This is a genomic window from Acinetobacter sp. YH12046, assembly GCF_013419905.1.
Taxonomy (GTDB): Bacteria; Pseudomonadota; Gammaproteobacteria; order Pseudomonadales; family Moraxellaceae; genus Acinetobacter.
Genome location: NZ_VOZF01000002.1, coordinates 226,474 through 249,717, shown reverse-complemented (window position 1 = coordinate 249,717; position 23,244 = coordinate 226,474). Strand labels below are relative to the sequence as shown.

20 protein-coding genes, 1 tRNA gene and 1 pseudogene are annotated in these 23,244 nt (G+C 43.5%); 14 read left to right on the top strand and 8 right to left on the bottom strand.

The features are described from left to right. The 14 genes and pseudogenes from FTU03_RS02950 to FTU03_RS02885 form a co-directional block, all read left to right on the top strand. Nucleotides 1–341: integrase core domain-containing protein (locus FTU03_RS02950; RefSeq protein WP_179992290.1), on the top strand; the 341-nt coding region annotated here is incomplete at its 5' end. A 177-nt stretch (nt 342–518) separates the two neighbouring features. After that, nucleotides 519–1,940: a cysteine--tRNA ligase gene (cysS, locus tag FTU03_RS02945; protein WP_179992291.1), complete on the top strand. Its 1,422-nt coding sequence runs from the start codon at nt 519–521 to the stop codon at nt 1,938–1,940. A 65-nt stretch (nt 1,941–2,005) separates the two neighbouring features. Continuing rightward, a tRNA-Gly gene (locus tag FTU03_RS02940) sits at nt 2,006–2,081 on the top strand. Between the two features lie 273 nt (nt 2,082–2,354). Then, complete coding sequence (locus FTU03_RS02935; RefSeq protein WP_004786235.1) at nt 2,355–3,332, top strand: KpsF/GutQ family sugar-phosphate isomerase; 978 nt, start codon at nt 2,355–2,357, stop codon at nt 3,330–3,332. Between the two features lie 3 nt (nt 3,333–3,335). Further along, on the top strand, nt 3,336–3,875 hold the full coding sequence (locus FTU03_RS02930) for an HAD family hydrolase (RefSeq protein ID WP_034170294.1): 540 nt from the start codon (nt 3,336–3,338) through the stop codon (nt 3,873–3,875). A 33-nt stretch (nt 3,876–3,908) separates the two neighbouring features. Then, on the top strand, nt 3,909–4,457 hold the full coding sequence (gene lptC / locus FTU03_RS02925) for an LPS export ABC transporter periplasmic protein LptC (protein ID WP_034705852.1): 549 nt from the start codon (nt 3,909–3,911) through the stop codon (nt 4,455–4,457). Next, the gene (lptA, locus tag FTU03_RS02920) at nt 4,441–5,007 is read left to right on the top strand and encodes a lipopolysaccharide transport periplasmic protein LptA (RefSeq protein WP_159122791.1); all 567 of its coding nucleotides are present in this window, start codon (nt 4,441–4,443) and stop codon (nt 5,005–5,007) included. The genes lptC and lptA overlap by 17 nt, the downstream gene beginning before the upstream one ends. Next, the gene (lptB, locus tag FTU03_RS02915) at nt 5,007–5,750 is read left to right on the top strand and encodes an LPS export ABC transporter ATP-binding protein (RefSeq protein ID WP_004786227.1); all 744 of its coding nucleotides are present in this window, start codon (nt 5,007–5,009) and stop codon (nt 5,748–5,750) included. Before lptA ends, lptB begins: the two co-directional genes overlap by 1 nt. A gap of 140 nt (nt 5,751–5,890) precedes the next feature. Further along, a pseudogene (locus FTU03_RS02910) lies at nt 5,891–7,435 on the top strand (TolC family outer membrane protein). Beyond that, nucleotides 7,432–9,570, top strand: coding sequence for a type I secretion system permease/ATPase (locus FTU03_RS02905; protein ID WP_179992293.1), 2,139 nt, complete (start codon nt 7,432–7,434; stop codon nt 9,568–9,570). Before FTU03_RS02910 ends, FTU03_RS02905 begins: the two are co-directional and overlap by 4 nt. Further along, nucleotides 9,567–10,754: an HlyD family efflux transporter periplasmic adaptor subunit gene (locus tag FTU03_RS02900; RefSeq protein ID WP_004786223.1), complete on the top strand. Its 1,188-nt coding sequence runs from the start codon at nt 9,567–9,569 to the stop codon at nt 10,752–10,754. Before FTU03_RS02905 ends, FTU03_RS02900 begins: the two co-directional genes overlap by 4 nt. Before the next feature lie 114 nt (nt 10,755–10,868). Beyond that, complete coding sequence (locus tag FTU03_RS02895; protein ID WP_159122803.1) at nt 10,869–11,468, top strand: YigZ family protein; 600 nt, start codon at nt 10,869–10,871, stop codon at nt 11,466–11,468. After that, nucleotides 11,461–12,078: a DapH/DapD/GlmU-related protein gene (locus FTU03_RS02890; protein WP_004786220.1), complete on the top strand. Its 618-nt coding sequence runs from the start codon at nt 11,461–11,463 to the stop codon at nt 12,076–12,078. Before FTU03_RS02895 ends, FTU03_RS02890 begins: the two co-directional genes overlap by 8 nt. A 187-nt stretch (nt 12,079–12,265) precedes the next feature. Further along, on the top strand, nt 12,266–13,108 hold the full coding sequence (locus FTU03_RS02885; RefSeq protein WP_034703837.1) for a universal stress protein: 843 nt from the start codon (nt 12,266–12,268) through the stop codon (nt 13,106–13,108). A gap of 170 nt (nt 13,109–13,278) precedes the next feature. Here the strand turns inward: FTU03_RS02885 and FTU03_RS02880 are convergent, their stop codons facing one another. From FTU03_RS02880 to FTU03_RS02845, 8 genes are all read right to left on the bottom strand, one after another. Further along, nucleotides 13,279–13,944, bottom strand: coding sequence for an O-methyltransferase (locus FTU03_RS02880; RefSeq protein WP_179992294.1), 666 nt, complete (start codon nt 13,942–13,944; stop codon nt 13,279–13,281). A 132-nt stretch (nt 13,945–14,076) separates the two neighbouring features. Next, the gene (locus tag FTU03_RS02875; protein WP_004786214.1) at nt 14,077–14,790 is read right to left on the bottom strand and encodes a D-Ala-D-Ala carboxypeptidase family metallohydrolase; all 714 of its coding nucleotides are present in this window, start codon (nt 14,788–14,790) and stop codon (nt 14,077–14,079) included. A gap of 140 nt (nt 14,791–14,930) precedes the next feature. Beyond that, complete coding sequence (fdxA, locus tag FTU03_RS02870; protein ID WP_004786212.1) at nt 14,931–15,254, bottom strand: ferredoxin FdxA; 324 nt, start codon at nt 15,252–15,254, stop codon at nt 14,931–14,933. Between the two features lie 204 nt (nt 15,255–15,458). Next, nucleotides 15,459–18,083 (bottom strand): DNA mismatch repair protein MutS, encoded by a 2,625-nt coding sequence (mutS, locus tag FTU03_RS02865; RefSeq protein WP_179992295.1) that lies wholly within the window; start codon nt 18,081–18,083, stop codon nt 15,459–15,461. A gap of 289 nt (nt 18,084–18,372) precedes the next feature. Beyond that, nucleotides 18,373–20,379: a triacylglycerol lipase gene (locus FTU03_RS02860; protein ID WP_179992296.1), complete on the bottom strand. Its 2,007-nt coding sequence runs from the start codon at nt 20,377–20,379 to the stop codon at nt 18,373–18,375. Nucleotides 20,380–20,503: 124 nt separating this feature from the next. Then, nucleotides 20,504–21,454 carry an ABUW_2363 family tetratricopeptide repeat lipoprotein gene (locus tag FTU03_RS02855; RefSeq protein ID WP_004786208.1) on the bottom strand — a complete coding sequence of 317 codons (951 nt, stop codon included), beginning with the start codon at nt 21,452–21,454 and terminating at the stop codon, nt 20,504–20,506. A 122-nt stretch (nt 21,455–21,576) separates the two neighbouring features. After that, complete coding sequence (gene cysE, locus FTU03_RS02850) at nt 21,577–22,386, bottom strand: serine O-acetyltransferase (protein ID WP_179992297.1); 810 nt, start codon at nt 22,384–22,386, stop codon at nt 21,577–21,579. After that, entirely contained in the window at nt 22,386–23,234 is an 849-nt protein-coding gene (locus FTU03_RS02845) for an RNA methyltransferase (protein ID WP_179992298.1), read from the bottom strand. The genes cysE and FTU03_RS02845 overlap by 1 nt, the downstream gene beginning before the upstream one ends. Between the last annotated feature and the right edge of the window lie 10 nt (nt 23,235–23,244).

The window sequence follows — 23,244 nt, the reverse complement described above, 5'->3', positions numbered from 1 at the left end:
TGCCCACAATCAGGGTTATTCGTACGTTGAATCAATTGCTGGAGTGGAGAGAAAAACCGTTAGTGATCCGATGCGATAATGGTCCCGAATTTATCAGTCACGAATTTGTGCGCTGGGCTACTGAGCACGGTATTCGTATTGAATATATTCAACCAGGTAAGCCACAGCAGAATGCGTATATTGAACGCTATAATCGGACCATACGTTATAGTTGGCTGAGCAAGCATTTATTTGATACTTTGGATGAAGTACAAGATTATGCAACAAGCTGGTTGTGGCATTACAACCATGAAAGACCACATCAAGCTAACAAAGGAAAGCCACCTCTAATGGCTGCTTAACCTCTACTTTTAACTTCGGTTATTTATGGGAGGATTACCTTACGTTCCATGCATGATCTGTCTATGTAATAAAAAATAACCGCAGAAAAAAACCTTGAAAACTTTTCTTAAAACTTTATGAAAAATAATGCTTAGGTTAAGATGAGCCATCATTTGTAAAAGCATTCTAGAAGACCTATGCAACCATTTGTTCTATATAACTCAGAGCAACGTAAAAAAGTAGAATTTGTGCCTCGTAAAGAAGGTCAGATTGATCTGTATGTCTGTGGGATGACGGTCTATGACTACTGTCATATCGGACATGCACGTACCGTGGTTGCATTTGACTATATTATCCGTTTTCTGCGCAGTCAGGGCTGGAAAGTAAAATATGTCCGTAATATCACTGACATTGACGACAAGATTATTAAACGTGCCAATGAAAATGGGGAAAGCATTTCATCACTGACCAGCCGTTTTATTGATGCCATGAATGAAGACTTTGCCAAGTTAGGCTGTCTTGCACCGGATGAAGCACCAAAAGCCACCGATTACATCAATCAAATGCAAAACATGATTGGTACGCTAGTGGAAAAAGGGACTGCATATCCGGCAAATAATGGCGATGTTTATTTCGAAGTTGAAAAATTTGCCAAATACGGCCGCCTTTCAGGCCGTAAACTGGAAGATATGCAGGCAGGCGCTTCTGAACGTGTAGACGTCGAAGTTGAGAAAAAACACCCATTTGACTTTGTACTTTGGAAACATGCCAAAGAAAATGAACCTTCTTGGGCTTCACCATGGGGCAATGGTCGTCCAGGATGGCATATTGAATGTTCTGCGATGTCAACCTGCTGCCTGGGCAATCATTTTGATATTCATGGTGGCGGTGCTGATTTAAGCTTCCCGCATCATGAAAACGAGATTGCACAATCTGAAGCAGCGACAGGTGAGCAGTATGTGAACTACTGGATGCATGCTGGCTTCATCAATGTCGATGGTGAAAAGATGTCGAAGTCTTTGGGTAACTTCTTCACTATCCGTGATGTGATTGAAAAATTCCATCCAGAAGTGGTGCGTTACTTTATCGTATCTTCACACTACCGCAGCCCGGTGAACTATTCAGATGTAGCTTTAAAAGAAGCGAAAAATACGCTGATGCGTTTCTATCATTCTTTTAAAGCTTATCAAGCGGTATATGGTGAGCAGGTTGTTGAAACTTTAGATCAAAGCTTTGTTGAGCGTTTCAATACAGCCATGCGTGATGACTTCAATACGCCAGAAGCCATTGCTGTGTTGTTTGAACTGAATAAAGAGCTGAACCGTGCAGTAAAAGACCAGAATCAGGAACAGGCTACAGTTTATTATTCTACTCTGCGCCATCTCACCAATATTCTGGGTCTGGTACAGCACAATGTCGATGAATTCTTGAAGTCTGATATTGGTCAGGAAGCTTTAGGCTTGTCTGAAGAGCAGATTGAAGATCTGATCCAGCAACGTAAAGATGCCAAAAAAGAGAAAAACTTTGCTCGTGCCGATGAAATCCGCCAGTCTTTATTAGACCAAGGAGTGGTGCTGGAAGATACCCGTCAAGGAACTGTATGGCGTCGTGCTGATTAATTCGACAGTTGAATCAATAGAGAGTTGACAGTTAGCAGAAACTCTCTATAATTCACTCCCATATTGCGGGAATAGCTCAGTTGGTAGAGCACAACCTTGCCAAGGTTGGGGTCGCGAGTTCGAGTCTCGTTTCCCGCTCCAAAATTCAAAAAACCCTGATCGAAAGATTGGGGTTTTTTATTGCCTACGCAAAATAAAAAGGACAATGAGGGCTGATTAACATAATGAAATTCTGAATATGGAAGAGCTTTCAGTCAGGGAAATTTTAAAACATTCTGTTTAAGTTTTATGAAAAGCTCTACATTTTGAAACCTGCTATTTGCATAGATATGATAAAATTGCGAAAATTATTTTTTGCTAGAATGAGTCAACTCTGTATAGAGTTAAGGTAAACCTACTTTGAACCCACCAAATATGCCAAATCAAATAGACTTCCAGAAAGTTGCACTTGAAACCTTGCGTATCGAAGAACAAGCATTACAGATTTTAGCCACGCAGATCGATGAGCGTTTTAGTCAGGCATGTGAAATTATCCTGCAGTGCAAAGGTCGTCTGGTGATTACCGGGATGGGGAAATCCGGGCATATTGGCCGTAAGATGGCGGCAACTTTTGCGTCTACGGGTACGCCTTCATTCTTCATGCACCCGGGCGAGGCAGGGCATGGGGATCTCGGTATGCTGGTACCGGGTGATGTACTGATTGCCATTTCAAACTCAGGCAAAAGCGATGAAATCATGATGCTGATGCCTCTGATCAAGCGTCTGGAAATTCCCTTAATTACCATTAGTGGGGATGCCAAAGGCCCAATGCCACAAAATGCTGATGTGGCTTTAACTCTAGGTCATCTTCAGGAAGCCTGTCCACTTGGCCTGGCACCGACTTCGAGTACAACAGCAACTTTAGCGCTGGGTGATGCACTGGCTGTCGCTCTTTTAGATGCACGAGGTTTTACTGCTGACGATTTTGCCTTGTCACATCCAGCGGGTGCCTTGGGTAAACGCTTATTGCTGCATGTAAAACACTTAATGCACACTGGTTCGGAATTGCCAAAAGTGTCACCAGATACACCAATGAATCAAGTTTTATACGAGATTTCAAATAAACGCCTAGGTTTAACCACAATTGTGGATCAAAATGACCTTCTGCTGGGTATTTTCACTGATGGTGACTTACGCCGCCTGATCGACAAACAGCAAGGTTTTGATGTCAATTTACCGATTCAGGAAGTAATGACCAAAAATCCGCTGACAATTTCTCAGGAAGCACGTGCTGTCGTTGCACTGGAAAAAATGAACGAACGTAAAATTAATCAATTTGTAGTGGTTGATGATGCCAATAAAGTCATTGGTGTAATTAGTATGCATGACCTGATTCAGGCTGGGGTAAATTAATAAATGGCATCTTATGTATTATTAGAGCAGGCACGTCATATTGAGGCACTGGTACTTGATGTAGATGGTATTTTAAGCGACGGTTTTGTCACATTGACCAACACGGGCGATGAGATCAAGTCTTTTGATATCCGTGATGGTCTGGGTATGAAACTGGTACAGCAAGCCGGAATCAAAGTGATCATTATCACTGGGCGTCAAAGCAATATCGTACAGAAACGTATGTCGGATTTAGGTGTAGATCTGGTTTATCAGGGCCGCGAAGATAAAGGGACTGCTTTGCGTGAAGCGTGTACTCAGCTCAATATCGATCCTGAAGACTGTTTATACATGGGTGATGACTGGCCTGATCTGTCTGCCTTCGCGATTGCAGGCATGAAAGTGACTGTTCCAAACGGCCATGTTGAAGTGCGTCGTCGTGCTGATCTGGTAACGCAAGCCTATGGTGGTCGTGGTGCGGTACGCGAGATTTGTGACATGTTACTGATGTCCAAAGGTAAGTACCAAGAGTTACTTGAAAAATATACTCGTGCGCCTTATTAATAAGTCATACATCCTGGATTAAGTACACCGCTTATGGACACTAGAGTTTTATATCTTACGGCTATTATCATTGCCGCAATAAGTGGTGGTTATTACTATTACAGCGGTAAAGGCAACAAGTTGCAGACTGATTCTGCACGTAGCATGACCTATTCTGCGAATAATATTAACTTAACCCAAACTGATGAAAAGGGCATGTTGTCTGTTCGTGCCCAGGTCGACCAGCTTGAACAAAACCTGCAGCTAGAGACTTCAAGTCTCAAAAATCTGCAGGCAACGACCTATAAAGACGGTCAGATTGATGCGACATTCTTTGCCAAACAGGGCAACGGTTATGATGACAATACAAAAGTTGTACTTTCTCAAGAAGTGCTGGCGACCAAGATCATGCAAAATGGAAAAATGCAGTTCCGTACCGAGGAGCTGACCGCTTTTCCGAAAACACGTGAAATTGAAACCGATAAAACTGTCATTGTTGAATCTCCACAGGCTGAATTTATCAGTCAGGGCCTAAAAGCCAATCTTAATGATGGTCAATACGAATTCTTTAATATTCGAGGAAAGTATGAACCAAATTCCTAGAGCTAAAATGATGAAAACTTTCCTTAAGCGCGCTGCGTTGTTAAGTCTGGTTGCATTGGGTTCAGCCACTGCGTTTGCATTGCCATCTGATCGTAATCAGCCGATTACCTTATTAGCTGACCGTGCGACTTTTAATGAGCGTACTGGAGTCACGACTTATTCAGGTAATGTCATTATTGAACAGGGCACCATGAAATTGCAGGCCAATTCGATTGTGGCGAATCTGAATAATAAAAAACAGATCAGCCTGATTACGGCAACAGGTAGCCCGGCTCAATTTCAGCAGAAAGTTGATCCTGCCAAAGGTTTGGCCAAAGGTCAGGCACAGAAAATTGTCTATAATGCGGAAACCGGGATTATTACCCTATCTGGAAATGCCTACTTGCAGCAAGATGGCGCTAGTATCCGTGGTAATACACTGAAATACAGCATGAATAAAGGCGATATTGAAGCAACAGGTACACCAAATAAAACCGGTTCAGCAGCAGGTCGTGTACAAATCGTGATTCCGCCTTCATCTTCGAAATCCTTTCCGGGAGCACGTGATTAATGGCACAGACGCATCAGGTTCAAACTTTAACCATTAAGCATCTGGCGAAAAATTATAGTAAACGCTGGGTAGTCAAGGACGTTTCCTTCAGTATGGAAAGTGGGCAGATTGTTGGGCTTTTAGGGCCTAATGGTGCAGGTAAAACTACCAGTTTCTATATGGTGGTGGGTCTGGTGCGTATGGACAAGGGTGAAATCCATCTGGATGATCTCGATTTGTCTGACTTGGCAATGCATGAACGTGCGCGAAAAGGGATTGGCTATTTACCTCAGGAAGCTTCTATTTTTAGAAAACTAACCATTTCTGAAAATATTATGGCGATTCTGGAAACCCGTAAGGATTTAAGCAAAGCTCAGCGTCAACAACGTTTAGCCGAATTACTAGCAGACTTTAAAATTACCCATATTAAAGATTCATTGGGTATGAGTGTTTCGGGTGGTGAACGTCGTCGTGCTGAAATTGCCCGTGCGTTGGCAGCTGACCCTAAATTCATGTTATTGGATGAACCTTTTGCCGGGGTTGACCCGATTTCAGTGGGTGATATTAAAGATATTATTACGACGCTGAAAGATCGTGGAATTGGGGTATTGATTACCGATCATAACGTTCGTGAAACTTTGGCCATCTGTGAACATGCCTATATTGTCAGCGAAGGTTCAGTCATTGCTGAAGGCACGGCACAAGAAATTCTGGCCAATGAAACGGTACGTAAAGTTTATCTGGGTGATGACTTTACTGTATAGAAAATTTTCATTATCAGAAAAACCCGCATTAAGACTTTAGTCGTCAAATGCGGGTTTTTTTTACTTAAATTAAGACGAAAAAGCTATCTTTTTGTATGATTTGATATATTGTTAGGCTAAAACACGAAACATTCATTATTATGCAATTTAGGGTGCAGCACTTAAAAAATGTTCAGGGGATAATAGATAAAAATAAGGGAATATGGATCATTCTTCTTTTGCCTTTATCTGTGCCATTCGTACATGCAGAAAATTCACAGAATTATTTTAATAATATTAAAAGTGGATTAGGAAAACTGATTGCACCAGAGCCAACGCGATCAGCGCAGACGATTGATATTAGCTCAGTTAGTCAGTACTCACTGGATACCTCAAAGGTGGCTGAACTGCCGCAGATTAGTCGACCGTAGCAGGGACAATCTTCAATTCGACCTATAAATGCTGGTATTCCTGCAAAAATGAGTCTGATTGAGGCGGTTCATACAGCAGTTCAGCGTCGTCCGGAAATTGCCCAGAGTATTTCGTCTTTATCTGCACAGGCAGCCAATATTGATGTGGCCAAAGCAGCCTATTATCCGCAGTTATCTGGCGGTGTGGGTACCGGAGATTTGACCTCAGGTGAACGTGGACGTCAGGTGGTTTCTCTGAATGCAACCCAGATGCTATATGACTTTGGCAAGATTAGAACCAATGTGAGTGTTGAAGAAGCGAGACTGGCAGAAGATCAGGCAAGGGTACTGGTGAGTCTGGATCAGGTTGCACTGGAAGTAGCGGATGCCATCGTCAATATTAAGCGCTATCAGGAAATTACCAAGATTGCCGAACAACAGATTCAGGGCATTGCACGAATTGCAGAAATTGCCAATTTACGTGCCCGCGCCGGAATTAGCACACAGGCTGATCCGGTTCAGGCGCAGTCCAATCTGGAAGCTGCGCAATCTAACCTGATCGTGCAACAGACCCAGTTAAGACAATATCAGCAACGTCTACGAACTTTATTGGGATTTGATGCCTCTGCAATCCAATGGGAAATTCCAGATCGTATCGTGACCCAGGCTGATCTTTATCAGGATCCTGAATTTACCCAGATTCCAAGCATGATCTTGGCACATTCAGGGGGGGTAGATGTAGCTCGATTGCAAAAAGATCAGGCACGTTTAAGCCGTTATCCGACCATTAATCTGAAAAGTAGCTTAAGTCAGGCAGTCAATGGTCGAAATCCAAATAATAATGAAGATGATGGCTTTTATAATTCAATTATGATTGAAGCTAGCAGTAATTTTTATCAGGGGGGCGCTGTTCGGTCTCAGGCACGTGCTGCCAGTTATGCCGAAGAAGCTGCACGCGCACAGGTCAATACTGTCTATCTGGATGTGCTGGATCAGGTTCGTTTAATCCGGGAACAGATCGAAAATAAACAAAGACAAATGGATGTCCTGGCTCAGCGCCGTGAAACCACGGTACGAACCAAAGAGCTATATCAAGAACAATATAAATTGGGCACTCGGACTGTAGTGGATTTATTGAATGCAGAACAGGCGATTCACAGCGCAGCACAGGAAATTGAATCAGCGCGCTATGACATCTATTCGGCGATTGTGCAATACATTCAGGTGACAGGTCGTACACGGGATATTTACGCGCTTAACCGTATTTCTATTCAGGGGTTTGAAGTTCAGCCATGAGTACTACAATAAATTATCAACCGTGGCTTCAGGCAGTTTTAAATATTGCCAAGCATTATCGGATCGAACCATCTGAGGAGCGCATTCGTCTGCAACTGGACTGGAACCAGCATCATGACATTGATGAAATGCTCAAGATTGTCAGCCGTCAGATGGGATTGAATGTCCGTAAAAATAAATTTGATAGCAGTCTGCTGAATCCCTGGCGTTTGCCCTTATTGGTTGAATTTGATAGCGGAGATGTCGGTGTTATTGAACGTATCGACACACAAGGCAATGTCAGTGTACAACTGAGTGGAGATGCCGGTTTATCGCAAAGTTTTACCATCGAGCAGTTAGAGGCTGGTGCGAAGCATGTTTATATCCTGCGACCAGAGTCTTCTGTACCGGATGCGCGTGTCGACGAATATATCAAGCCCTTTGAGAAAAACTGGTTCTGGTCAATTGTATTGAAAGACTGGAAACGCTATATCGATGTGATGTTTGCCTCTTTAATCGCCAATATTCTGGCTTTGGCAACGATTGTCTTCTCGATGAACGTTTATGACCGTGTCATTCTTTCACAATCGATTCCTACTTTATGGGTGTTGGCCGGTGGTGTACTGATTGCGGCGATTTTCGAGTTTGTATTGCGGGTATCCCGTATTTATCTTTCAGACATTATTGGTAAACGGGCTGACCTGAAAATATCTGACCGGGTATTTGGGCATTCCTTAAGAATTAAAAACAGTGAGCGTTCCAAATCGACCGGAACGTTTATTTCGCAGATTCGTGAACTCGAAGGTGTGCGTGAACTGGTCACTTCAACTACCGTGACGGCTATTGCAGATCTGCCATTCTTCTTCCTGTTCCTGGGGATCTTCTGGATTATTGGCGGCAACCTGTTCTGGGTCATGCTACTGGTAGTACCACTCATGATTCTTCCAGGGATTCTGGCGCAGAAAAAACTGGCTAAGTTGGCACAGTTAGGAATGCGTGAATCTGCGATCCGTAATGCTTTATTAGTGGAAGCCGTACAAGGGATTGAAGATATCAAGCTGTTAAGAGCTGAAACCCGCTTCCAGAACCAATGGAATCACATGAATGAAGTCTCTGCTGATGTCAGCATGCAACAACGTAAAATTGTTGGCTTAATGACAGCATGGACCCAAAAAATTCAGGGACTCACCTTTGCCATTGTGGTCTTGGTCGGTGCATTTGCGGTGATGGATGGTGAGATGACCACGGGTGCTTTAGTTGCCTGTTCGATTTTATCATCACGGATGCTGGCACCTATTTCACAAATTACCGGTGTCTTGGGCCGTTTACAGCAAGCCAAAGTTGCTAAAGGCGGTCTGGATGAGTTAATGAAAAAACCGGTGGATCAGCCGGATTATTCACATCTGATTCACCGTCCTGTATTGGATGGTCATTATGAGCTGAGTGGCGTGGTATTCAAATACGGCGATGATGATCCCAAACCGAGTCTGGTCATTCCAAAACTGGAAATTAAGCCAGGTGAAAAAATTGCAATTCTGGGCCGTAACGGTGCAGGTAAATCGACGCTGTTACAACTGTTGTCGGGCATGCAAACCCCAGCACAGGGTAAGGTCAAACTGGATGGTATTGATCTGACTCTGATCGATCCTTCAGATGTACGCCGTGATATGGGCCTGCTCAATCAGAATTCACAACTCTTTTACGGCAGTATCCGTGAAAACCTGACTTTGGGTGCACCGATCGCTACAGATCAACAGATTCTGGAAGCCTTGCAAATCACTGGTGCACTTAACTTTGTTCAGGAGAAAAAAGAAGGTCTGGATCATATCATTCTGGAAGGTGGAGTGGGCTTCTCGGGTGGACAGCGTCAAGCCTTGTTACTGGCACGGCTCCTGATCCGCCAGCCTAAAATTTTGTTGCTAGATGAACCAACCGCAGCGATTGATGACGTTTCAGAAAAGCAGTTAATTGATCATCTGAAAGGGTATCTGTCCCATCGTACACTGGTAGTGGCAACGCATCGTCGCGCCGTACTGGAGTTAGTTGACCGTATTCTCGTGGTCAATGATGGCAAAATTGTCATGGATGGTCCACGAGACCAAATATTAAATCAGTCACAGGTAGGAACTAAACGGGTCGTGGGAGCAAGCGCATGAGTGAACCACAAACATTAACGCGTTCAAACAAAGTGAGCTTTCAGGAACCGCCATTACCTAAATCTAGTCTGATTATCTGGATTGTGGGCATTGGCTTGTTAATTCTATTGACATGGGCCTGGCTATTTAAACTGGAAGAGGTCTCGACCGGTACGGGTAAAGTCATTCCATCTTCCAAAGAACAGGTGATTCAGTCTCTGGAGGGCGGCATTCTAACCAAGTTAAATGTTAAAGAAGGCGAGATTGTAGAACGTGGCCAAGTCTTGGCTCAGCTTGATCCAACCCGCTTTGAATCAAATGTCGGTGAATCAGAATCCTTACTAATCGCTTCACGTGCGACTTCCGCCCGTTTACGTGCAGAAGTGAGTGGTACGCCATTGTCTTTCCCTGAAGAAGTGCTGAAATATCCGAAACTGGTTAAAGAAGAAACCGCACTGTATCAGTCACGTCGTGCCAATCTGGAAGAATCTCTTGCCGGCTTGCAACAGGCATTGGTACTGGTACAACAGGAACTGGAAATGACCGCGCCATTGGTGGCTAAAGGGGCAGCCAGTGAAGTTGAAGTTTTACGGTTGAAGCGAGAAGCCAATGACCTGCGTAACCAGATGAATGATATTCGTAACCAGTACTATGTTAAAGCACGGGAAGAACTTTCCAAAGCCAATACTGATGTGGAAACTCAGCAACAGGTGGTACGCGGCAAGTCAGATACCTTGAACCGGACCATTTTTAAATCCCCAGTTCGTGGCGTGGTCAAAGAAATTGATGTCATGACTTTGGGTGGCGTGGTACCACAAAATGGCAAGCTGATGACCATCGTGCCTCTGGATGAAAAATTACTGGTTGAAGCTCGGATTTCACCACGTGATATTGCTTTTATCCGTCCTGATCAGGAAGCACTGGTTAAGATTACTGCCTATGATTACTCGATTTATGGCGGTCTAAAAGGCAAAGTGACTGTGATTTCGCCAGATACCTTGCGGGATGAAGTCAAACAGGATCAGTTCTACTATCGTGTGTATATCCGTACCGATAGTGACAAATTGAGAAATGCCGCCGGGCAGGAGTTTAATATCACACCAGGTATGGTGGCCTCTGTTGACATTCGTACCGGCGCAAAAACGGTAATGGACTATCTGATCAAGCCATTCAACAAGGCTAAAGAAGCATTGCGTGAACGTTAAATTTAAAAGTAATTAATAAAATTAAATTGAATCAAGCCTCTCGTTTAGAGAGGCTTTTTCTTTGCCCCATCAAAACAGGTATACTGCACAGGTGAAATTTGAATGCCTGAAGTTATGCCATTTACCATTGCCAGCCTTGTCAGTTTTGAGGAAGACATCAAAAAAAGCCGATTTCAGGCCTTTGCCACACCTGTAGAAAATGAGCAGGATGTGAAGGATTTTCTGGAGGTCTATCGTGATCCGACCACCACTCATCAATGCTGGGCCTGGAAAATCGGTCATCATGTACGCTTTAATGATGATGGTGAGCCATCGGGTACCGCCGGCCGGCCGATCCTCGCGACTATTGAAGGCAATGAGCTAACCAATGTACTGGTACTGGTGAATCGCTGGTATGGCGGTATTAAATTAGGCACCGGCGGACTGGTCCGTGCCTATGGCGGCTGTGCTGGACAATGTTTGTTATTAGCTGAAAAAATTGAGCTGATTGAAAAGAAAAAGGTCGAATTTGCTTGCCAGTTTAATGAGTGGGCGATTTTTCAGTATGAGTTGAATCAGCAGCAGATTGACTATCAGGAAGAATATTCGGCTGAAGGCGTACAGGTTCAGGCACAATTTCAGAAACATCAGATTGAACCTTTTGCTCTGAAGATTCAGGATGTTACTCGCGGACGTGAACAATTAAAAATCATAGAAGAAGCCACAGATGACTGAACCAGATCCATTACTGAAATATCGTGAGCAGCATAAACACCGCCTGAATTATATGCCTTGGCTATATTGGTCCTTAAAACCCAAGAATCGTGGTTGGGCTGAAGCTTGGCAGAAAGAATATCAGACCTATCTGATGGAGATGGAAACAGTCGAAATTGGCGAAAACTGTTTTATTTCGCCGTTGGCGCATATCTTTGCTGAGCCGGGTCGTAAAATTAGTATCGGAGATAATACCTTTATTGCGGCAGATTGTACGCTACATGGTCCTTTGGAGATAGGGAGCGAAGTTGCAATCAATCATCACTGTATTCTGGATGGTGGTCGGGTTGGGATTAAACTGCATGATCAGGTACGCATCGCAGCCTATTGTCATCTTTATGCCTTTGATCATGGGATGGAACTGGAGCAGCCGATTTATCAGCAGCCAGTCAGGTCCAAAGGGATTGAGATTGGTCGGGATGTTTGGCTAGGTGCCCACGTCGGCATAAAAGATGGGGTGAAAATTGCCGATCAGGCGATTATAGGGATGAATAGCATGGTCACGAAAGATATTGAAGCGCGTGCAATTGTCGCCGGAAATCCGGCAAAATTGATTCGATATCGGGATTAAAATAGTGAAAGAAGTTCTTGGAAAAAGGATTTATATCAGGTGCTTAATATTCGGTAAAGGTCTTATCACATCACATAAAAGTTAACATATTTCAATTCAAGCCTTACAGATTTCAGTGCACATTTACTAATGCTTGTGCTAAGTTAAAAATAACTAAGAAATTTTTATTATAAAAGAGAGGCTGAACATGAAACGTGTCATTGCCTGCATAGACTCCTCACCATGCACGAACGCACTTGCAGATGCGGCTGCATGGATTGCCAAACAGACCGGCCGTGAACTGGTTTTATTACAGGTTCTGGATTATTACCCGGCCAGTTATCATCTTGGGGAAATTAGCGGTGTGATTGGCTTTGAAAGCAATGCCATGTTGCTTAAAGAGCTGGCTGAGCTGGAGCAAAAGCAAAGTGAAATTGCGCTTAGTTATAGCAATAATCTGCTCCAGCATATTTCGGACCGTATCTTTAAAGATTATGGCATCCGCACCACACATATTCAGGAAAAGGGTGATTTTCTGGAACAAAGTTTTCAGATTCTAAAACCTGATGATATTGCAGTCATTGGACTACTCGGTGAGCGTTCTGCCGAGAAAAATAAGCCAATCGGCACCAATGTAGAAAACTTTATCCGTGGTGCTAACTGTACAGTGATGACTGTAGGGGAACACTTCAGACCACCGACACGTTTTATCTTTGCTTATGAATATTCACCAACCTGTGTGAAGATGATGAAACGTATTGCAGAAAGTGATTTATTAAGACAATTACAATGTCATCTGCTTTATATCGGGGATCATGTGGAAATCCTGAATGAGCCTCTGCAATATTTGACAGAAGCAGGACTAGAGGTCGTTCCAGAATACCGCTACGGAGAAGTGGCTGAAAATATCCTGTCTTATCAGCAGGAACATGGGATTCAGTTAATTGTCTTGGGGGCATTCAGTCACAGCAAGATCCACCAGTTCTTCTTGGGCAGTATTGCGACAACGATTTTCCGAAATTCTAAAGTGCCATTATTGGTAGCGAAGTAAAAAGAGGATAACAAAAGCGGCAGAGATGTATTTTTTGATAAATTGTTACAGCTTGAATTAAAAATAACCAGAGTTATCCTCATATATTGTGGATAACTCTGTGGTTACATTCTGTAAGATGATGTTATTTATCGAGAATACTTTATTGGCTGATTTTTGTTCTAGTCGTATTATTTGACAATTGCGAGTGCAAAACCATCATGGCCTTTGCTACCGACGGTCTGTAAAGCAGTACAAGACAAGATACGTGGATGATTTTCCAGCGCTTTAAACATGTCACGAATGCCTTCAATACTTGGTTTTTTATTGTCCGGATTGATGATATCACCGGCACGAATCACATTGTCCAGGAAGATAATGGTACCGGAGTGAGAAAAGTTTAAGCTCAGCTCCAGATATTCAGGATAGCTTTGCTTATCGGCATCAATAAAAATAAAGTCGAAAGCTTCAGTATCTTCAGGCAGGGCACGAAGCACATCTGCAGCACGGCCACATTTCAGCTCAACTTTCTGTTTTAACTGTGCACGATCAATATTTTCCTGTCCCATCGCAGCATGTGTATCACGGCCTTCGATTGTCAGGATATAACCGTCTTCAGGGAGGGCACGAGCCAGCCACATGGTGCTATATGCAGCAAAGGTTCCTAGTTCCAGTACGCGCTTGCACTTATTCATCTGGATCAGCATTTGCAGCAGCATGCCCTGATTCGGCGCAACAGCCAGATGATCTGGAAAACCATGTGCAGCAGTATTTTCAAGAGTCTGATTCAGGATAGGATCTTCAGGAATTAAATGTGAATCAATGTAGCGGTCAATATCTGTCCACATTTGTTGCATAGTACTCGCACCTTTGTTGTGATGCGTGCATTTTAAACTTTTCCGGGCACAGCGCAATTTATTGTTCTATATTCGCTGATTTTTTAGGCTATACAAAGCCAAAAGCTGGCTTTGTATAGAAAATGAAATGACTTAGTAATTACACATTGATGAGCGACGACTTAAATCCGGGCCCCAAGTGCGATAACCTTGAGTATCAATATGGATTTGGCCAGAGGCATATAAACCGAGCCCCATATTCAGGCTTTGTCCATGCTGTAACCAAAACTGGCACAGTTTGAACTTGGTATTTTCAATTGCTGCATAATCCTGAGCCTGTGGGTACTCAGGTCCGATCCGAAAATCAATTGCCGAGTTAAACAGGTGACGTGAAGAATTGGCTCCACCGGCACACTGATTTAAAGGCAGGTCACGATAAACCGAAGTGACTTCAAAATCAGTCAGTACATTGGCAGCAACCAGATATTTGAAGACACGTAAAGTAGGCACCTGATTTGACCAGAGCTCACGGCTTGGAATCATATATTGCGATCGACCACATTTAGCCCAATCCCGTGCAGTACGCATCAGCTCAAAACTTGGAATAATATTTCCGACCCCTTGCTGGGCCAAAAAGTTTTCATATTCACGTACAAGAGACAGGTTATTTAGTGCCGATACCCAGTGAGTATAGACATAAGGAACCGGTTTAGGCTGTGGTTTATGGTTGTACTGGACTCGTTCTTCTGGGATGTAAATCCTTTTATCTGGAGTTACTTTACCAGACTGTTTTGTGGTGGTAGCACATCCTACAAAGACAAGCGGGATTATACAAACACTCAATAACCCCTTTATTAAATGCTTCATTGATAGCAATTCAGATATTTTAAAATAGCGCTATTTTAGTCCACTTTTACGGAGAAAATCAGGATAAATTGCAATGAAATGTGTGGATGGGGTATAAAAAAAGACCAGTCTATGCTGGTCTTTTTTTAAGATTTGAAAAATTATTTTTCAAGATATTGTAATTTATCAGTTTTACCATTCCACTCTTCACGGTCAGCAGGTTGCTCACCAATTTGTGTGATGTTCGGCCATTTTTGAGACAGTTCAGCATTTAGCTCGATAAAGACTTCTTGGCCTTCCGGTAATTCATCTTCAGAGAAAATTGCATTCGCAGGACATTCAGGCTCACATAACGCGCAGTCGATACACTCGTCCGGGTTAATCACAAGGAAGTTAGGACCTTCATAGAAACAGTCTACTGGGCAAACTTCAACACAGTCTTGATATTTACATTTAATACAATTTTCAGTGACAACGAAGGTCATGGCGACAGCTACCTAAAAAATATGGTTCTAATGACGAATACCGTATTTTAGGCAAAAATAGAGGGAACAAACAATTCCTTTTATTGATATTTGTTATATATAGGGCTGTTAAATTTGAAAAAACTGCGATGATTGGATGAAAGGCTTAGGGAATGAGAATCATCATCAGCTAAGCCCTATGCGGGATAGGGCTTAGAAGAGATTTTAACTTGGCTGTTTCATGAGATCTTTAAGAGCATAAAGTTGCTGTAATGCTTCACGTGGGCTCAGATTGTCGACATCAATGTCTTCTAATAATTCAAGCGCTGCTGAAGGCTTTTCAATCTCGATGACTTTTTCGATGATTTCAGGCATCGCAAACAGATCATGCTGCGGACTCTGTGGTTTGGCCTGATGCTGCTTTTCCAGAATCTTCAAGCGATGCTGAGCTTCTTTAATTACAGCCGCAGGAATACCTGCCAGTTTAGCCACTTGTAAACCATGACTCTGGCTAGCTGGGCCATGTTGGACTTTATGCAGCAGAATAAGGTTGCCATTTAGTTCTTTGGCTGTGACATGATAGTTATCAATTCCTGCTTCTTTGTCCAGTTCGGTTAGCTCAAAATAATGCGTTGCGAACAGACATAGACATTGAATCCGTTTAGTCAGATCCAGCACACAAGCCCAAGCCAGGGACAGCCCGTCATAAGTACTGGTTCCACGACCCACTTCATCCATCAGAACCAGAGATTGACTGGTAGCATGATGCAGAATTTGCGAAGTTTCCGTCATTTCCACCATAAAGGTTGATTTGCCAGTCGACAAATCATCTGCAGAGCCAATCCGGGTAAAGATTCGGTCAATTGGACCCAGTGTTGTCGATTGCGCTGGCACATAACTACCGCAATAAGCCAGTAGGGCAATCAGGGCAGTCTGGCGCATAAAGGTGGATTTACCACCCATATTTGGACCGGTGATAATGGCCATACGGTGCTGATAATCCAGCTGGGTATCATTTGGAGTAAAGGCTGCCTTGCTTAAGGCTTCAACCACAGGATGACGGCCGGCAACGATTTTCACACCAATTTCAGGGCTGAATTTTGGTCGTGCCCAATTGCGTAAACGTGCCTGATGGGCAAAGTTTGCCAACAGATCGATCTGGGCAATCGCACTGCTCATCATCTGTAGATTGCCAATATCCTGACGCAGTTCATCCAGCAACATTTCGAATAGCATTTTCTCGCGAGCAAGTGCACGGGATTCGCTAGACAATACTTTATCTTCAAAAGCTTTTAGTTCAGGCGTGATATAACGCTCAGCATTTTTCAGCGTTTGGCGACGGATATAATGTTCAGGTGCCTGTTCAGCTTGTGCACGAGTCAGTTCGATATAATAACCACTGACACGGTTATAGCCGATTTTCAGGGTAGGAATGCCGCTTTGCTCACGTTCCTTAATCTCCAGATCAATCAGGAACTGTCCGGCATGATCACGGATTTTACGCAGCTCATCCAGCTCGCTATCGAAACCTTCTGCAATGACATTGCCATCACGTAGCAATACCGGTGGATTTTCAACAATGGCGGACATCAGGCGCTGATGCAGGCCATGAAAATCGCCCAGTTCTTCATTCAGCTGTTGCAATAATTTCGAATTCTGCTGACTTAACAGCGGTTGTAACGCATGGCGTAAAAATGGAATCTGTGCACAGGCTTGACGTAATTGAACCAGATCGCGTGGACGAGCACTACCTAAAGCGATACGGCTGAGTACACGTTCAATATCACTGATTTCTTTTAAGACCAGACGGACTGGCGATTCATGGAAACCTTCAAGCAATGCCTGTGTCGCATCCAGTCGCTCATCCAGTATCGCAGTATCACGAAGCGGTTGCATCAGGGTGCGGCTAAGCAGACGGCCACCCATAGCGGTCTGACAGTCATTGATCAGCTGAAACAATGAAGTGCCATGTTCAAATAAAGGCTCAATCAATTCGAGGTTGCGACGGGTGACTGGATCCAGTGCAATAAAGTCTGAACTTTGTTCCAGTTGAATGGTTCGGATATGCGGTAAAGCCGTTTTCTGGGTTTCTTTGGCATAGTGAATCAATGCAGCCGCAGCAGCTTTGGCCAAAGGCAGATGATCAATTCCGAAACCTGAAAGTGTACTTACTGCAAACTGGTCGCATAAGGTCTTCTGGGCATTGTTCTGGTTGAAGTCGACATTCGGACGTTTACTGATTGGAACATCTAGCTGTTGTTTTAAGTGTTCTACCAGTGCTTGATCTTGCAGATTTTCATCAATCACAATTTCGCTAGGCATGAGGCGTGCCAATTCAATGGCTAACTGACTTAAGTCATAATCGATTTGCTGGACTTTAAATAAACCCGCACTCAGGTCGAGAAGTGCAATTCCGATTTGTTGCTGGTGAACACACAGAGCCACCAGGTTGGAGGTTTGATGCGCACCTAATAAGGCATCATCAGTTAAAGTCCCGGGAGTGATAATCCGGACGACCCCACGTTCAACTGGACCTTTACCAGTCACTTCACCGATCTGCTCGCAGATCACCACCGTTTCGCCTTTTTTCACCAGACGAGCCAGATAGCCTTCAGCAGCATGGAAAGGTACACCGGCCATGGGAATTGGCTGGCCATTGGCTTTACCGCGATGGGTCAGGGTAATGCCTAAAATTTTGGCGGCCTTATGGGCATCTTCAAAGAACAGTTCATAGAAATCACCCATGCGATAAAACATCAATGAGTGTGGATGCTGCATTTTGACCGACATGTACTGCTGCATCATGGGCGTTAAGCTAGAGAGATCAGCCACAAGTTCTGAACTGGTCATTAAGAAAAAATCCTTTAAATATATAAAGCAAAACCTGAATCTTTTTCCGAAACACTATCCTCGGAAAACCTGGAAAATAGCCTAAGCTAAAATCCTGTAAAGACTGGTTTGAATGTCAAAAATAATTGTCTCAAGTCTAACAAATTTAATTTTTAGAAAGAAACATAAATCCGCAGGAATCTGTATTTGGACGGACTTAGTCGATATAAAGCATAAAAGGGTATTGATACATGGGTTGCCCATAAAAAAAGCCACCCAGAGGCAGCTTTTTTATATCTTTCATCAAAATTTAATCAGGGTCATACAATCCCAGGTCGACCAGATGTAATCTGAGAAGGCGGCGGAGTTCCAGTACAGCCTCAGGCGTTTCCTGAACGGAATGTCCACCTTTGATAATTTTATTGGAAGCCGCTCCTTCAAGATATGCACTCTGATAAGCAACGACATCATCAGTCATGATGTTTTCATCATCACTATCTGTATTATTGCCAATAATCGAGTGAAATTTGAAACCTGGTGCCGGATTAATATCTTTAGTCAGTGCCGTGAATTTTGATTTCTTACTAAGATCACTCGGCCCATTCTGAATCAGATCATGACCAACTTCATGCAGAAAATCACTTAAGCCAATTTCACCTTGGACAGTGTCAGCAAATGCACCCAAAAAGGCACTTGGCACACGAATAATTTTACGTGCCAGTTTGGTATGCCAGCGATCTGCATAATCGGTCCCTTTATGCGGTGCTGCCAGGAAAATAGCACGACTGAAATTCGGAACAGGCTGCATTTTGAAACGCGCTTTAAAGAGTGGATTGTCCCGGAACTTGGTCAGCTTTGAATCTTTTACAATATTAAAAGCGGGCTCGGTAATATCTGCATCACTCACCAATAGACGGGCAATGACACCACCCATACTGTGTCCGACCAGTACAGCTTCTTTTTTGGCTGGTGCATTATTGCTAATACGCGCGAAACCTTGTTGAAGCAGCGCATTAATCTGGAAACGGCTTTCCAGAATAGGCATGTTGGTTGAGTAGAAGACCTGCCACACCTGGAAATTTTCTCTTAAGACCGGATCACCCATAATATCATTCGTTAAACGAATCCAGGCTTCCGGGCTGCTGGCCAAACCATGAATCAGCAATAAAACCTTCTTATTTGGATTGTAAGGTTCCAGCATAAACAGATGCGGCATGACCAGATTATCGTCACGATTGATCAGTGTCAGATAAGCTGCGCGTCCCAGATTGTTTTCTGCCAGCCATAGCCCATAAGGCGCTGAAAAGTTTGCCGCTAAAGCATATTCCTTATTGGCAACTTTAATCTTGTCATATTTATACGGGTCATAAAGTTTTAAATGGAAGTTGCTGTTATTCAGGATCTGTTCTACAGAGTTTGCTGATTCTGGAATGGCGGTAATCGTGGTTGCCAGATAACGTGCTGAATGAATAAAAGGATTTATGCCATTTTGATATTGGTGATTTAGTGGATCGACCAGATATTTTTTATCTTTTTTGGAAATTTCTTCTTCTGGCAAGACCACCAGAAACTCAGAGCCGAAACCGTCACGACGGGTAATCGAGCGCAGACCAGAGAAGTTCATGTTATAGGTCGACATTAACTGTTCAATTGGCTGATTCTTGAGCTGGGGGAAATTGTCCAGATTAATGGTATAGATACTGTTTCCAACCTGCAGACGTTGACCGGCTTCTTTGGTTTTATAACGTTCTGCGTAGATCTGGATTAAATGAGCAATTGCCAGGTTATAAAAGTCACGAATCTGAACTTGTCGGTTGTCGAAGATCCGGTCCTGTGGTGCACGTTCAGTCTGAAACAGATAGGCATAACTGTAGCGGATACTTTTATCCAGCATTTGTAACTGCTGTTCCTGACATTTTTGCAGGTTCTGGGTTTGCAGTTGCTGTTTTTCTTCAGATCGGGTCTTAGCCAGAGCACTGGTTTTACATTCAGCCGATTTACCAAGCTGGAGTGATTTAGCTAGATATAATTCACTCGATGTTGAAAGTAATTGCTCATCCAGAATCTGTGGAATTTCTTGTAGCTCTTTCACACATTCTTCTGGATTATTTTCACAGACTTGTGCTTCACGTCCGGTCATGGATAGGACATTCAGACTGGCTTCACTCAACTTATCGCGTGTAAGAATGCTATCGCGTTCATTATTGATGGTGACATTAATAGCCTGCTCTTTAACACTCACCACCTGACAGCCACTCAGTACAGCTGTCATGAGTACAGTGCAAAGTAATGCTATCTTATTTATTTTCTCGTGCATAAAGACTTTGAACACTCATTTAAAATTATAAAGCTTGATAATGCTTTGTATTTTACTAATTTTTTCCCATAAAAATAGACCGCCGGAGCGGTCTATTTGTAATATTATGAATCTGAAATATAGCTTATTGTGCTGGTGTAGGTGCAGGGGTTGTTGGTGCAGGAGCGGCTGTTTGCATGACTTGCCATACGTTCCAGCGACCCTGTTTTTCAATTTCCTGAATCAGACGATCAGCGACTTCAGCTTCTTGCGGATATTTAATTTTGTAATTATTCAGAACCTGAACAGCGTTCTTTTTATTCTCCATGGCAATGTAGTTATTTGCCGCAGATAAATAAGCTTCTTGAACACCTGCCTGCATTGCCTTGTCCAGATACTGAATTGCTTCGCGGTGACCACCACCTTCAGACAGACCAAAACCGAACCAGAAGTTTGCTTCAGCATCATCCTGGTTAATACGAAGAATGCGCTGTGCATAGGTCATTGATTTGGTGGTATAGATAGAACCCAAATCAAGATTACGTGCCATCACGCTGGCCTTAAATGCACGCATTAAGACATCAAATGAAGCATTCGGACGTGAAGCCAAGGTATCCAGCTGTTGAGAAACTTCGCGAAGTTTTGCTTCAAAACCACGGCGTTCCTGACGGTCGCTAAAGCGGGGTGGATAATGACGCGCTTTACCTTCTACCATCTGCAAGAAATCATCGATTTCGGTAATGTCGATTTCATTTTCATTGGCAAGTGCTGCATAACGCATACTGCGTGTATTGCTATCCACCATCGGGATGATCAGCTTGTTCACATCTAGGGTTAACTGTTTAGACGGATCTTTAGGATCAGTGACCACCATTTTCGTCACTGGCTGCGCAGCGGCTTTTTGCAAATGAACTTCAAATGGAGGTGGTTCGTTATAGTTAAATGGATTTAAAGCATAAAATGGCGGAGTAAGTTCAGGTTCAACAAAAACTACCTGATCAGCTGGTTTCTGTTCTTGTTTGCTTGAGGTCGGTGCCATAGAGCACGCCGTCATGGTAAAAGCTAAGCAAGCAATTGCTAAGGGCTTCAAGGTCATAATATCCGTCCATTCATGTTATTTTTTAAAACATCTATTCAAAAAATGCATGATCGTCAGTCTATGAAAAGTGCTGCGATCATGCAAGCAAATGCGTGTTACAAAAGAATTACGATTTATAGTCAGGCCTTGGACTGACTGGTTTGTGCTTCGCACTCACGGCGCGCATCTTCCAGAATTTTAAGTTCTTCCTTGCTAAACGGCTGTTCATTTAACTGGTTTTTCTTAAAAGTCGGGTCAAGCAGAGACAGGCGGTTGCACAGTGTATTCATGCGTTTTTCATTTTGTTGAATACGGTCAAGTAGAACACGCATACCTTCCAGAATCGGGTCGGTCTGATCCTGTGTAGTTGCATAAGGCTGGAAACCAATGCTTTCCGCATAATCACGACGACGTGCTTCAGCATCCTCTTTTGGCTGGTCTTTGGTAATAAATCGGGCAGGATTGCCGACCGCTGTGGTATTCGGCGGAACTGCTTTGGTAACCACAGCATTGGAACCAACCTTGGCATTCTTACCTACAGTAAATGGGCCCAGAATTTTGGCACCTGCACCAACAACAACACCATCTTCCAGAGTCGGGTGACGCTTGCCTTTATTCCAGGTGGTACCACCTAAAGTGACGCCATGATACAGGGTGACATCATCGCCAATTTCCGCAGTTTCGCCAATCACAACGCCCATGCCATGATCAATGAAAAAACGTTTACCAATCTTGGCGCCCGGATGAATTTCGATACCTGTTGCAAAACGGCTAAAAGAGGACAAAACACGCGCTGAACCTTTACAGTCTTTTTTCCATAGCTCATGTGCCATGCGATGCATAATCAGTGCATGGATGCCAGGGTAGGTGGTTAAGACTTCTAAGGTATTGCGTGCTGCAGGATCGCGCGCAAAGACAGCTTGGATATCTTCTTTGAGCTGTTTTAGCATTAGTTTTGATCCTCATCCTGTTGTGATGTATGGGAAGATTTTTTCCAGGTGCCGTTATTCAGTGCCTGAACACGAGTGAAAATACCACGAAGTAAGTGATATTCCATACGATCTAATTGTATACGTCCGAAAAGGCGACGCAAGCGTAAAGGAAGTAATCGTGGGTTTTTTGGATCCATAAATTCAATTTCTGCCAGCATTTTTTCCAGATGCGGGTAGAACTGTTCCATCTGTTCATGGGTCACCAGCGGTTCATCCCACTCCATTTCAATGCCATCAATGACTTGCATGTTGGCTTTGGGATCACGTGGGTGTTCAACCTGATCCAGTGCTGCCATACGCAGTTCATAGCAGATCACCTGAATGGCTTGAGCAACATTGAGTACGCCATAGTCAGTATTCACAGGAATGGTTAAGTGATAATTCGCCATCGCCAGTTCTTCATTGGTCAGACCGCGGTCTTCACGGCCAAACAGAATCGCAATTTCCTGTTTATCTTCAACTACAGCTGAAAGTGCTTTTTCAGCAGCAGGGCGAACATCTAGTAAAGGCCATGGAATAGTGCGGCTACGTGCGCTGGTACCAAAGACGATCTGGCAATCTTTAATGGCTTCTTCTAGCGTTTCTACGATTTCAATCTGCTCGATCAGATCGGTTGCACCTGCAGCAAGTGCATCAATATCCGGATGAGGATAGGTTTTAGGCGCAACCAGAACCAGCTTGCACAGGCCCATGGTTTTCATGGCACGTAAGGCACTACCAATATTGGCAGGCAGGGTAGTATTAACCATGATAATACGCACATGGGAGAGATGTGCTGAAACAGCAGCATTGTCAATTTGACTCATGATGATTCCA

Bases quoted from the DNA above. Each gene is read 5' to 3' on its own strand.
- mutS (WP_179992295.1), bottom strand. From the start codon at position 18,083: ATGACCAGTTCAGAACTTGTGGCTGATCTCTCTAGCTTAACGCCCATG.
- lptA (WP_159122791.1), top strand. From the start codon at position 4,441: ATGAACCAAATTCCTAGAGCTAAAATGATGAAAACTTTCCTTAAGCGC.
- FTU03_RS02885 (WP_034703837.1), top strand. From the start codon at position 12,266: ATGAAACGTGTCATTGCCTGCATAGACTCCTCACCATGCACGAACGCA.
- FTU03_RS02880 (WP_179992294.1), bottom strand. From the start codon at position 13,944: ATGCAACAAATGTGGACAGATATTGACCGCTACATTGATTCACATTTA.
- FTU03_RS02930 (WP_034170294.1), top strand. From the start codon at position 3,336: ATGGCATCTTATGTATTATTAGAGCAGGCACGTCATATTGAGGCACTG.
- FTU03_RS02890 (WP_004786220.1), top strand. From the start codon at position 11,461: ATGACTGAACCAGATCCATTACTGAAATATCGTGAGCAGCATAAACAC.
- FTU03_RS02935 (WP_004786235.1), top strand. From the start codon at position 2,355: ATGCCAAATCAAATAGACTTCCAGAAAGTTGCACTTGAAACCTTGCGT.
- fdxA (WP_004786212.1), bottom strand. From the start codon at position 15,254: ATGACCTTCGTTGTCACTGAAAATTGTATTAAATGTAAATATCAAGAC.
- lptB (WP_004786227.1), top strand. From the start codon at position 5,007: ATGGCACAGACGCATCAGGTTCAAACTTTAACCATTAAGCATCTGGCG.
- FTU03_RS02875 (WP_004786214.1), bottom strand. From the start codon at position 14,790: ATGAAGCATTTAATAAAGGGGTTATTGAGTGTTTGTATAATCCCGCTT.
- FTU03_RS02855 (WP_004786208.1), bottom strand. From the start codon at position 21,454: ATGACCTTGAAGCCCTTAGCAATTGCTTGCTTAGCTTTTACCATGACG.
- FTU03_RS02895 (WP_159122803.1), top strand. From the start codon at position 10,869: ATGCCATTTACCATTGCCAGCCTTGTCAGTTTTGAGGAAGACATCAAA.
- cysS (WP_179992291.1), top strand. From the start codon at position 519: ATGCAACCATTTGTTCTATATAACTCAGAGCAACGTAAAAAAGTAGAA.
- lptC (WP_034705852.1), top strand. From the start codon at position 3,909: ATGGACACTAGAGTTTTATATCTTACGGCTATTATCATTGCCGCAATA.
- FTU03_RS02900 (WP_004786223.1), top strand. From the start codon at position 9,567: ATGAGTGAACCACAAACATTAACGCGTTCAAACAAAGTGAGCTTTCAG.
- FTU03_RS02845 (WP_179992298.1), bottom strand. From the start codon at position 23,234: ATGAGTCAAATTGACAATGCTGCTGTTTCAGCACATCTCTCCCATGTG.
- FTU03_RS02860 (WP_179992296.1), bottom strand. From the start codon at position 20,379: ATGCACGAGAAAATAAATAAGATAGCATTACTTTGCACTGTACTCATG.
- FTU03_RS02905 (WP_179992293.1), top strand. From the start codon at position 7,432: ATGAGTACTACAATAAATTATCAACCGTGGCTTCAGGCAGTTTTAAAT.
- cysE (WP_179992297.1), bottom strand. From the start codon at position 22,386: ATGCTAAAACAGCTCAAAGAAGATATCCAAGCTGTCTTTGCGCGCGAT.